At 74.9% G+C, this 12,172-nt stretch carries 5 protein-coding genes; all 5 read right to left on the bottom strand.

Annotated elements, in window-relative coordinates:
• Positions 1-326, bottom strand: a 326-nt coding sequence (locus tag BLR33_RS33205) for a biotin carboxylase N-terminal domain-containing protein (RefSeq protein WP_322987223.1), incomplete at its 3' end; no start/stop codon positions are given.
• Between the two features lie 138 nt (positions 327-464).
• The gene (locus tag BLR33_RS33200; RefSeq protein WP_093788557.1) at positions 465-2,054 is read right to left on the bottom strand and encodes an acyl-CoA carboxylase subunit beta; all 1,590 of its coding nucleotides are present in this window, start codon (positions 2,052-2,054) and stop codon (positions 465-467) included.
• Complete coding sequence (locus BLR33_RS33195; protein WP_093788556.1) at positions 2,051-3,136, bottom strand: alpha/beta hydrolase; 1,086 nt, start codon at positions 3,134-3,136, stop codon at positions 2,051-2,053. Before BLR33_RS33195 ends, BLR33_RS33200 begins: the two co-directional genes overlap by 4 nt.
• Before the next feature lie 33 nt (positions 3,137-3,169).
• Positions 3,170-9,928 (bottom strand): type I polyketide synthase, encoded by a 6,759-nt coding sequence (locus BLR33_RS33190; RefSeq protein ID WP_218136754.1) that lies wholly within the window; start codon positions 9,926-9,928, stop codon positions 3,170-3,172.
• A complete protein-coding gene (locus BLR33_RS33185) occupies positions 9,925-11,805 on the bottom strand; it encodes a fatty acyl-AMP ligase (protein WP_218136753.1) in 1,881 nt (626 codons plus the stop codon). The genes BLR33_RS33190 and BLR33_RS33185 overlap by 4 nt, the downstream gene beginning before the upstream one ends.
• Positions 11,806-12,172: the final 367 nt, after the last annotated feature.

Raw genomic sequence — 12,172 nt, 5'->3', positions numbered from 1 at the left:
ATCGCCTGCGGCGGCGGCCCGATCCACGTCAGGCCGGCATCAAGGACCGCCTGGGCGAACTCGGCGTTCTCCGACAAGAACCCGTAGCCGGGGTGGATGGCGTCCGCGCCGGACTCCTTCGCCGCGGCCAGGACCTTGGCGATGTCGAGGTAACTGGCCGCGGGAGTGTCACCGCCCAGGGCGTAGGCCTCGTCGGCCACCTTGACGTGCACCGCATCCCGATCCGGCTCCGCATACACCGCGACACTGCCGATCCCCGCATCCCGGCACGCACGGGCAACCCGAACAGCGATTTCACCGCGGTTCGCGACGAGCACCTTACGCACGACAGCTCCTCCAAGGCCGGTGGTGATGGGCCGCGTAGGCGCGGCGGCGGACCGGTGTGCCCGCCGGAGCGGCCGGCCGGTGGACACGACGCGACCGGGGGGACGCGCGGAACGGCGCAGGCACCGTGCTCGCCCCGCTCACAGCGGGATGTTCCCGTGCTTGCGCGGCGGCCGCTCGGGCCGCTTCGACCGCAGCATCCGCAGGGCGTCGGCCACTTCGCGACGGGTGTCGCGGGGGCGGATCACGGCGTCCACGTACCCCCGCTCGGCAGCGACGTAGGGGCTGCACAGGGTCCGCTCGTAGTGCCGGCGCAACCGGGCCCGTTCGGCAGCCGGGTCGGCAGCGGACTTCAGGGCGTCCTTGTGCAGGACGGTGACCGCGCTCTCGCCACCCATGACGGCGATCTCCGCGGTCGGCCAGGCGAGATTGACGTCGGTACCCAGGTGCTTGGACCCCATCACCCCGTATCCGCCGCCGTACGCCTTGCGCGTCACGACCGTCACCATCGGCACGGTGGCCTCGGCATAGGCGTAGATCAGCTTCGCACCGCGCCGGATGATGCCGCCGCGCTCCTGCTCGACGCCCGGCAGGAAGCCCGGCACGTCGACGAAGGTGAGCACAGGCACGTTGAAGGCGTCGCAGGTGCGGATGAAGCGGGCCGCCTTCTCACTCGCGGCGATGTCCAGAGCGCCGGCCAGGTACGTCGGCTGGTTGGCCACGACGCCCACGCTGCGGCCTTCGACCCGGCCGTATCCGCAGATGATGTTACGGGCGAACAGCGGCTGCACGTCCAGCAGTTCGCCGTCGTCGAGGACGGCGGAGAGCACCTCACGCATGTCGTACGGCCGGCCCGGATCGTCCGGGACCAGTACGTCCAGCGCCGGTTCGGTATCCGCGACCCCGTAACCACCGGCCCGCGGGTATTCGGGTGGATCCTCCAGCGCGTTGGCCGGCAGGAAGCCCAGCAGCGCCCGCACGTAGGCGAAGGCGTCCGCCTCGTTCCCCGCGAGGTGGTGGGCCACTCCGGAGCCCGTACTGTGCCCGCCGGCCCCGCCCAGTTCCTCCCGGTCGACCGACTCACCGGTGACCACCCGCAACACCTCGGGCCCGGTGACGAACATGTGCGAGATGCCGTCGACCATGACCACGAAGTCGGTGACCGCCGGCGCGTACACGGCGCCGCCCGCGCACGGCCCGGCCATCAGCGAGATCTGGGGGACGACCCCCGAGGCCCCGACATGCCGGCGGACGATCTCGGCGTAGAGGGCGAGCGACTCCACGCCTTCCTGGATGCGCGCCCCACCGGAGTCGTTGATGCCGATCACGGGACACCCCGTGCGCAGCGCCAGGTCCATGACCTTGACGATCTTCTGGCCGTACATCTCGCCGAGGCTGCCGCCGAAGACCGTGAAGTCCTGGGCGAAGACGAAGACCTGGCGGCCGTCCACCGTTCCGTGGCCGGTGACCACGCCGTCGCCCGCGGGGCGGCGCTCCTGCATGCCGAAGTCGTGGCAGCGGTGACGGACCAGTGCGTCGGTCTCCACGAACGAGTCCGGGTCCAGCAGCAGGGCGACCCGCTCGCGCGCGGTCAGTTTGCCACGGGAGTGCTGTCGCTCGACGGCCTCGGGAGGGACCGGCGCGAGCGCCTCGGCCCGCCGCCGCTCGTACTCCGCCAGGCGCTCCGCGGTGGTCGGCGGCTGCGCTGCGGGCCGGACGGGGACGCTCACCGGGTTGCCCGCAGCGTGTTCAGCACCGCCGGCCAGGCCAGGTGCAACTCCCGCTGCCAATAGGGCCAGGCGTGCGTCCCGGACAGATAGAGGTGCGAGGTGACCGCCACTCCGGCGCGGCGCAGGGACGCGGCGAACCGGAGGGTCGGCTGGTAGGTCGGGGCTTCCAGCAGGCCCGCTTCCGGCGGGGCGTTCGTGGCCAGCGTGCCGGGCATCCCGGCGGCGGCGGACAGGTACACCCGGACCCCGCGGAAGCGGTCCACGAGATGGGCCGGGTTGTGCGCCTCCCACACCTTCCGGTCGCGCACCGGGTCGCCCCACAGCCGTCGCCAGTCGACGCCTTCGCGAGCGCAGGTGAGTTCCACACCCGCGCGCAGGCCGCCGTCGTCGAGGTCCACCACTCCGCTGAAGGAACCGGCGAACACGTAGGCGCCGCGGTGGCGGGCGGCGTAGTCGAGGGCACCGAGCCCGCCCTCGGAGATGCCGATGACCGCTTGCCGCGAACCTGCGTGGAAGTCGGTCCGCAGCACCTGCGGCAGTTCCACGGTGTGGAAGGTCTCCCAGTTCGGGCCACCACCGCGGCCGCCGTTCCACCAGTCGGTGTAGAAGCCGGCCCGGCCGCCTTCGGGCGTCGCGACGATCACCTGGGCATGCGCGGCCAGGGTCTCGATGTCGGTCTCCCGCGTCCAGGAGGTGTAGTCGTCGCTCGCGCCCTGGAGCAGGTAGAACACGGGATAGGTGCGGCCGCTGCCGGCGGACCAGCCGGGCGGCAGGATCAGCCGGACCGGCATGGTGGCCCGCATGGCGGGGGAATGGACGCCGATGTCCACGACGTGCGGGTCCAGCCGGGTCGTCGTGGCCACGTAGGCCCCGCTGGGCGTGGCCGTGCGGGAGGCCGCAGCCGGTACGGCAACCCGTGCCTCGGCGGCGTGGACGGGGAGCGAGCCGGGCAGACCGGCCGCGAGCAGTGCGACCAGCAGCAGCCCGCCCGCGGCGAGCGCGCGCACTGCCGCCGCGCGCGGCACGTGGGGCCGGTGGAGCCGCCCGTCGAGCGGGCGGTGGTGCGGGATTCGGGGGGCCATGGGCTCGTCCTTGGGTGGCTGCCGGAGCGCGGTTCAGCGCCGGTCGAGGGCATCCCGCAGGTGGCGCGCGATCACGTCCACGTGCGGGGGGTCGATGAGCGAGAGGTGGTCGCCGTCCACGTGCACGACCTCCAGGCGCGGGCACAGCGGTGCCCACCCCAGGTCCGCGTCCTCACGCAGGTAGCGCGGGTCGATGGCGGTGGTCAGGGTCTGGATCTCCCGGGCGCGGTACAGCACCACCGGGTCCGGGTAGGGGCGTGGGTCGTAGCGCTCACCGGCACGGGCGTCGATGTACGAGGTGCGCTGGTGCTCCAGCACGCCCGGGCTCATCCCGAGCCCCGCGTCGGCCAGATGCCGCATCAGCGTCTCCACCTGGCTGTCCTCGTCCATGCGTGCCATCTCCTGGTACGGCAGCTGCAGCGTGCGTCCGTAGGCGGAGCGGATATACTGCGCGAACCTGGCGAATCGCTGCAGCAGGAACTCCGGCGTCGGCGCCTCGGGCAGCGCCGCCGGCAGGATCGTGTCCACCAGCCCGAGGTAGCCGACCTTCGCGCCGCTCTCCCGCAGGCGGACCGCCGCCTCGTAGGCGAGGCAACCGCCGAAGGACCAGCCGAGCAGGTGGTAGGGGCCCTCGGGCTGGAGGCGGCGGATCTCGGCGAGATAGCGCTCGGCCTTCTCCTCCACCGTGCGGTGCGCCTCGGTCCGGTCCAGGCCGATGACCGGGCGGTCCGGGGGGAGCAGCGCCGCGAGGGGCCGGTAGACGCTCGTCGTGCCGCCGGCCGGGTGGAAGACGAACAGCGGCGGGCCGCCGGCGCCTGGGCCGGGGTCGCGCAGCACGCGCACCAGCCCGCGGGCCGGCGTCCTGCCGTCCTCGCCCTCCAGCACCGGGCGGACCAGGTCCGCCACGGCTGCCAGGGTGGTGCGCTCCGCGAGCCGGTCCGCTCCGGGCGCCGCGGGGTCGCCGTCGAGCCGGTCGCGGATGTGCCCGGCGAAGGCGGCACGCAGCTCGGGATCGGTGCGCAGCTCGGGCAGTTCGTGGTCGACACCGGCCACGCTGTCCCCGCTCGCCAGGGTCCAGGCGACGAGGACCAGCCGCTCGGCGGCGTCCCGGGGCAGCACGGACTCCGGCATGTCCGGCCCGCCCGGTCGTGCTGCTCCTGCTGCGGCGGGCGCCGCACCCTGGTCCCGGTGAGGTGCGACGCCCGCGTCGTGGGCCCGGCCCGGTGCGGGCCGGGCGTCCGGTGTGACGTGTCCGGTGGCGGAGGTGCCGGCGGTCGCGGTGGGCGTGAGGACCGTCGCCGGTGCCGCAGGCCCGGATGCGGCGGCCGCGGGCTGCGGCTCCGGTACGACGGCCGCGTGGACCGCCGCCACCAGGTCGTCCAGCGTGGCGCCGCGCAGCAGGAGCTTCTGCGGCAGCACGGTGCCGAAGTCGCGGTTGAGCGCGTTGCGCATCCGCACCGCCATCAGGGAGTCGAGGCCGAGTTCGGTCAGCGGCACCGTGGTCTCGATCTCGTCCAGGCCCGTCACCGCGGCCGCCTGCTCCAGCACGCGCTGCCGCACCATAGCGACGGCCGATTCGCGGTCGAGCGCGCCCAGGTCGAGGCGGGAGTGGCCGTCGCCTCCGCCGTCCGGGCCCGACGTCGCGGACGGACCCAGTACGGCTGCGAAGTAGGCGATCTCCTCGATCCCGGGCAGGGCCGCGGCGACCCGTCCCGCGTCCAGCCGGATCACCCCGGTGTGGGCCCGGTCCGCCGCGACGACGGTCTGGAGCGCGTCGAGGCCCTCGTCGACGGCGAGGGAGTCGACGGCGAGAGCGCCCATGTCCGGGGCTCCGCCCGTGCCCGTCCACGGCCCCCAGGCGATGGAGGTGCCGATGCCCCTGCGGCCGCGCATCGTGTGCACGAGGGCGTCGAGCCAGGCGTTGGCGGTCGCGTAGGCGGCCTGGCCCGGCGATCCGAGCAGGGCGGCGGCCGATCCGAACGCCAGCCACCAGTCGAGTTCCTGGTCGGAGGTGGCCTCCGCCAGCCGCCTGGTCCCTTCGACCTTGGGGCGCAGGACGGCGGTGACCGCTTCCGCGGTCAGCCGGGTCACCAGCTCGTCCCGCAGGACACCGGCCGCGTGGGCGACGCCGCGCAGGGGGTGGCCGTGGCGTACCGCCTGGCCCACCAGGTTCTCGGCGACGCCGGGCTCGGCGATGTCGCCGAGCACGACCGCGACATCCGTACCGAGCCGCCGGATCGCGGCGAGGGATCGCCGGGCCGAAGTGCCGGGCGGGCGCCGGGCGTTGAGCACGAGCCGGCCGGCTCCCTGTTCGGCGAGGCGGTGGGCCACGGCCAGCCCCAGGCCGCCGAGGCCGCCGGTCAGCACGTAGGCGCCGTCCGAGCGGGCAAACGGGCGGACGATGGTGCCGGCGGCCGGCGCCGCGACCTCCGCCCGCACCAGGCGGGCGAGGTACCGCTCGCCGGCGCGCCAGGCCACGACGTCGGCGCCGGCCGGCGTGGCGAGTTCGCGGACCAGGTCGTCCGGGGCTTCGGGCGAGCCGTCGAGGTCGACCAGGCACGGGCGGAGTTCGGGGTGCTCGAGGGCGAGGACCCGCACCAGGCCCTGCAGGCAGGCGCCGTCCGGGTCGCCCGGCTCGTCCGGGCCGACGGCCGCCGCCGACTCGGTGACCAGCACCAGTCGCGGCGGTGTGCCCGTGCCGCCCTCGGTGATGGCGCGTACGGCGGCCGCCACGCAGGGCAGCACCTCGGCCGGGGTGTGCGGGCCCTCGCCGGCGATGCACGGCAGTACGACGGCGCCCCGGGCGTCGGCGGGAAGCTCCTCGCGCCAAGTGGCCAGCGAGCGCGCCCATGAGAGCGGGTCGCCCCGCGTCAGGGTCACCCGCAGGCCGGCTGCGGCGAGGCGGTCGAGCAGGCGCCGGCCGGAAGGCGGCCGGGACGGCTGCGGCGAGCAGAGCACCAGGACGTCGGACGCGGCAGGGACATCCGGCCCCTCCTGCCCGGCCGGTTCCCAGATCACGGCGTACGCCTTTTCCCCGAGGGGGACGGGCAGTTCGGAGGGGTCGGGTACCCGCAGCTCCACTCCGTCGGCGGCGAGCAGGGCCGCCCCGGCTGCGTCCTCCAGCCGGACCGACCAGGTGGACCGGGAGCCGCCGGCTCCGGGGGATTCGGCCGGCCAGGTGCGGCAGACCGCGCCGGCGGGCACCGGCCGGCGGGCCCGCAGGCAGTCGAGTGCCACCGGCATTGCCTCCTGGGCCACCCGGCCGGCACCGGCCGGTGCGTTGAGGCAGGCGTCGAGCAGGGCAGGGGGGAACTGCCAGGGCGCCGCGACGCCCTGTGGGGGCAGGGCCGGGCCGACGTCGACGGTGAGGGCCCCGGCCGCGGCCGGAGCCGGCTCCTCCCGGGCGATCTCCACGACGGCGGAGGCGTGGCGCAACCATGTCCCCACCGGTGAGCGGGTGAAGATCCGGACCGCCGCCCGCCCGGGCCCCTCGGGTTCCAGCAGGGTGGTGACCGGCGTGCTGTCGGTGAGCGGCAGCAGCCGGTCCAGCGCCATATCGCGGACCACGACCGCGTCGAGAGGGACGCCGAAGGCTTCGGTGGCGGCGCACAGGAACATCTCGGCGCACACCGCCAGCGGCATCACCGCGGTGCCGTGCACCCGCTTCTCGACCCGGCACCAGCCCTTGATGCCGACGTTCCCGCGCCACAGGACGCGCCCCGAACCGGGCACGTCGGCGCGGACCCCGAGCGGCGGGCGGCCGCGGTCGGCGTCGTCGCGGATCGTGCGATCCGCCCAGTAGCGGTCGTGGCGCCAGGGCGGTGCGGGCAGCGGTACCCGGCGGCCGGCGGGCCACAGCCGCTCGCCGGTCCGTTGTACGCCGGCCAGATGGAGTTCGCCGAGCGCGGTGTGCAGGGCCACCGCCTCCTCGGTGTCACGGCGCAGCGTCGACAGCACCAGGAAGTCCTCGGCCCCGGCGGTGGCCAGGGTCTCGTGCACCGGAAGGGCGGCGACAGGGTGGGGGGAGACCTCGACGAACACCCGGTGGCCGTCCTCGGCGGCCGCGGCGACCGCCTGCCGCAGACGCACCGGGCGGCGGGCGTTGGCGCACCAGTGATCGGCGTCGGCCCGCGGAACGGACCGCGGGTCGTCGTACACCGTGCTGTACCAGGGAAGGTGCGGCGCCTCGGCGGTCAGGTCGGCCAGATCCGCGCGCAGGTCCGCAAGGACGCCGTCCACGGCGGCCGAATGGCCCGCGCCGCCGACGTCGAGCACCCGGCCGGTCATGCCGCGCTCTTCGAGGTCCGCGACCAGGGACCCGACAGCGCCGGCCGGGCCCGCCACCGTGCACCGCATGGGCGAGGAGTCGACCGCGATCCCGACACCCGGGTAGCGGCCCAGCACGGTGCTCCGCTCGTCGAGCGGGAGTTCCACGGCCGCCATTGCGCCCAGCCGCTGCGCGTCCACGGTTGCCAGGAGCGCGGCGCGGCGCAGCACGACGCGCAGCCCCTGGGCCGGTGTCAGTGCGCCCGCCACCACTGCCGCGGCCACCTCGCCCAGGGAGTGCCCGACCACGGCGGCGGGCTCCACCCCGTACGTCTGCAGGGTGCGGGCGAGCGCCACTTGGAGGCCGAAGAGGAGCGGCTGGACGCGCGCGACGTCGTCGGAGCCCGCGCCTTGGGCGAGCAGCGTGCCCAGCGGCTTCCCGGTGGCTTCGGCGTAGACCGGGTCGAGGTCGTGGACCGCGGTGGCGAAGGCGGGCTCGTCGGCCAGCAGCCGGGCGCCCATCGCGGCCCACTGGCTGCCGTGGCCGGAGAAGACGAACACCGGTTCCGCGGCCGTCGTGGCTGCGGGCACGGCGCGCGGCAGGACCACGCCGTTCGCAGCACGCTGCTCGGCCAGGGCCCGCAGGCCCGCGGTGAGCTCCTCGGTGCTGCGGCCGACCACGGCGCCGGCGACACCGCCCGAGCGGTTGGTGGCGAGCGTGTGGGCGAGGTCGGTCGGCGAGACGGTGCGCTGCGGGGCCGACAGCCAGTCGGCCAGGGCGCGGGCGCTGTCGGCCACGCGCCGCTCGGAGCGCTCGGAGACGACGAGGATGTGCGGGGCGCCCTCGCCCTCGGGGGCGGCCGAGGCGTCCCCCGCGTCCTCGGCGCCGGGCAGGGTGTCCCCGTCACCGGTCCACCCTTCCAGGACCACATGCGCGTTGGTCCCCCCGAAACCGAAGGCGGACACGCCCGCCCGGGCCGGTCGCCCGTTCGTGGCCGGCCAGGGTGTCGGCCGGTCGACCACCCGCAGCCCGCCCGCCGCGAAGTCGATGTGCGGGTTGGGCTGACGGAAGTGCAGCGTCGTCGGCAGCCTGCGCCGATGGAGGGCGAGGACGGTCTTGATGAGACCCGTGATGCCCGCAGCCCCTTCGAGGTGGCCGAGGTTGCTCTTGACGGAGCCGATGAGCAGCGGCCGGTCCGTCGGGCGCCCGGAGCCCAGCACGCCGGCCAGCGCCCCCGCCTCGATGGGATCGCCCAGCAGCGTTCCCGTCCCGTGCGTCTCGACGTAGTCCACGTCCGCCGCCGCGGTGCCGGCGTCTCTCAGTGCCGCCGTGAGCAGCGCCTGCTGGGCATGCGGGTTGGGGGCGACCAGACCGGCGGATCGGCCGTCGGAGTTGACGGCGGTGCCGCGGACGACCGCCAGTACGCGGTGCCCGTCGGCCTCGGCGTCGGCCAGTCGCTTGAGGACCACCACGCCGCAGCCCTCGCCGCGCACGATGCCGTCGGCGGCCGCGTCGAACGGCCGGCAGCGGCCGCCCGGGGCGAGCACACCCGCCTCCGCGAACCCGGCGCCGACCACGGGCGACAGGAGCACGTTGACCCCCGCGACCAGCGCCACATCGCACTCGCCGGCGCGCAGCGCGCGGCCCGCCTGGTGCAGGGCCACCAGCGAGGAGGAGCAGGCCGTGTCCACGGTGATGCTCGGGCCGTGCAGGTCCAGCGTGTACGAGAGCCGGTTGGCGACGATGCTCGCCGCCGAACCGGTCGCCGTCCACTCCGTGACGGCCGCCGGGTCCGCGGTGGTGAGCAGCGCGTACTCGGTCGCGCTGAGGCCGACGTAGACCCCCGTGGCGCTGCCACGCAGGGTCGGCGCCGGCATCCCCGCGTGCTGGAGCGCCTCGCAGGCGACCTCCAGTACCAGCCGCTGCTGAGGGTCCATCAGTTCGGCCTCGCGGGGGGCGATGCCGAAGAAGCGGGCGTCGAAGGCGGCCACGTCGTCGAGGTACGCGCCGCGCCGGACGGTGGCCGGCAGCCCGGCGGCTGCCTCCTCGGTCCGCTCGCCCCACGCCGCCCACCGGCCGCTGGGCACGTCGCCGACCGCGTCCCCGTTGCCGAGCAGGAACTCCCAGAAGGCATCCGGGCCGTGGACGCCCCCCGGCAGCCGGCAGCCGATGCCCACCACGGCCGGCAGGTCGCTGTCCGGTGCGGCTCCGCCGGTGCCGCCGGCCGGCCGCCCGGCGGGCTGGGCGCTGCCGGCGCCTTCCCGGGCGAGCCGGTCGGCCAGGGCGGCGAGGGTGGTCTCCTCCCACAGCAGCGTGGCGGGGAGCACCCGGCCCAGCGTCTCCTCCAACTCCCCGGCGATGCCGACCGCGTCCCGCGACGACAGGCCGTACTCGGCGAGCGGCCGGTCGGCGTCGATCTCCTCCGCGTCGATGCCGCAGGCTCGTGCCACCAGGTCGCGCAGCAGGGTGTCCAGCCCGGCCCGGTCGGCGCCGTCGTGGGGCGCGGACCCGGCGCGGCCGGTCACCTGCTGCCTCCGGCATCGACGTCCTCCATGGCCGCGGCACTCCAGGCACCGGCCAGATAGTGGGTACGGCAGGCGCTGCGGGAGACCTTGCCGCTGGTTGTCCGGGGCACGGTTCCCGGAGCGGCCAGGACGAAGTCGTGGACGGAGACGCCGTGCCCGACCGCGACCGCCTGCCGGACCGCTCGCGCGACCTCGGCGCGGTGCCGGTCGGTGGCGGACTCCTGCCGGGAGTGCTCGGCGACCACGACGAGACGCTCCTCGGTGTCCACGGTCAGCGAGAACGCGGCCACGTGGTCGGTGCGGATCAGGGCGTGGGCCTCCTGGACGGTGGCCTCGATGTCCTGCGGGTAGTGGTTGACGCCGTCGAGGATGACCAGGTCCTTGATCCGGCCGGTGACGTGGAGGGCGCCGTGGTGCACGGCTCCGAGGTCGCCGGTGCGCAGCCAGCCGCCGGTCTGCACCCCCTGGGCGGGCCCGTCGGCCAGGTGCGCGCCGAAGACCTCGGCCGTGAGCACCGGCTGACGCCAGTAGCCGCGTGCCACGTTGGGGCCCCGGACCCAGATCTCGCCGATCTCGTCGGGACCGAGGGGCCGCCGGGTGGCGGGATCGACGACGACTAGTTCCTGGCCGACGGGAGTTCCGCACGAGACCAGTTCGGTCGCCTCGCCGTCACCGGATGCCGGGCGCAGCTTTCCGCCGCGCAGGGCGGCGCGGTCGAAGGCGGTGGCCTGCGGGGCACGTCCGGCCGGCGCCGTGGCGACGAACACCGTGGCCTCGGCGAGGCCGTAGGACGGGCGCAGGGCGTGCGGGGACAGGCCGCAGGGCAGGAACTCCCGCTGGAAGCCGGCCAGGGTGGGGGACCGGACGGGCTCGCTGCCGTTGATCATCACGGACACGCGGTCCAGGGCCAGGCCGGGGCGCGCTCCCGGGGCCACCCGCCGCACGCAGTAGTCGTAGGCGAAGTTGGGGGCGGCCGTGACGGCGCCGGGGTGGTCGGAGAGCAACTGCAGCCAGCGGACCGGGTGCTGCACGAAGGCGGCGGGCTCCATGACCACCGCGTGCACGGCGCGGGCCACCGGGATCGCCAGGGCGAGCACCAGACCCATGTCGTGGAAGAAGGGCAGCCAGGAGACCATCTGGTTGCGCTCGCGGTGGATCTCGTAGGCCGCGACGGCCTGGTCCACGTTGGCCAGGAGGTTGGCATGGGTGATCTCGACGCCGCTCGGCGAGCGGGTCGAGCCCGAGGTGTACTGCAGGTAGGCGCAATCGTCCGGAAGCGGAGTGCGGACGGCGGGAGCGTCGCGCCCGGGTGCGGGCCCGCCTGCGGCAGGGGGTGCGACAGCGTCGAGGGCGTCGAGGGCGTCGACCGCCAGGACGCGTGCGGTGCCGGACACCCCGCGCTCCGCGCAGAAGTCGGCCAGGGCCTGTTCGCCGCCGGCTGCGGTGAGCAGCGCGCCGGGATCGGCGTCGCGCAGGACGGCGGCGAGGCGCTCCGTGTTCCCGGCGAGGTCCGGCGGGAAAAGGGGAATGGCGACCGATGCCGCCCGCAGCACGGCCAGGAACCCCACGACGTACGCCGGTCCCTGGGGGGCCACGACGGCGACCCGCTCACCGGCACAGCCGGCGGCCCGCAGCGCATCGGCCGTCCGGCTCACCCTGTGGTCGAGGTCGGACCAGGTCATCGTGGTGCGGCGAGCGGCCTGGCCGGCGGCGAAGTCCACGAAGGTGAACGCGGGGTCGTCCGGGTGGAGCCGGGCGGCACGGGAGAGCCGGGTGTCCAGCGTGTCCGCCGGGGACCGGCCACCGGACCGGGTCCGCGCCATGTCGTGGCCGCCCGCCTGGGCCGAAGGGACCGGCCGGCCTTCCCGCGTGCCCACATTCAACTCCCACTCCGATGAAGAACCAGGAAAATCCCCGGAGGCCGAGAGCAGGGAAAGAAAACCTATGAATTGCCGATACTCCGGGGGATATGGACGAAAGATAACAGGGAGTTCGGTGGCTCTTCCATTCCGCCGGCCTGTGTGCGGTGGTTCCGGGCGCACCGGGGGGTCGCGGTGTTGATACGGCGGGGTGGTACATCTGCGCGTCGTGCAATTCACGCCCGGGGTCCGGTACGACTTATCGAGCACTCCTTGCCTTCGCTCTGACGGCGGTGTTTTGCTGTGCTTATCCGAACCGGCGGGCCGCCCAACCCTCTTTCGGAGGAGTTGCGACAGGCGGCTTTTCCCGGCTTCTCCTGGGCCG

Origin of the sequence: Actinacidiphila guanduensis (assembly GCF_900103985.1) — a bacterium.
GTDB classification, from domain to species: Bacteria; Actinomycetota; Actinomycetes; order Streptomycetales; family Streptomycetaceae; genus Actinacidiphila; species Actinacidiphila guanduensis.
The sequence above is the reverse complement of the archived record's forward strand: the minus strand, read 5'-3'. Positions and strand labels throughout refer to the sequence as shown.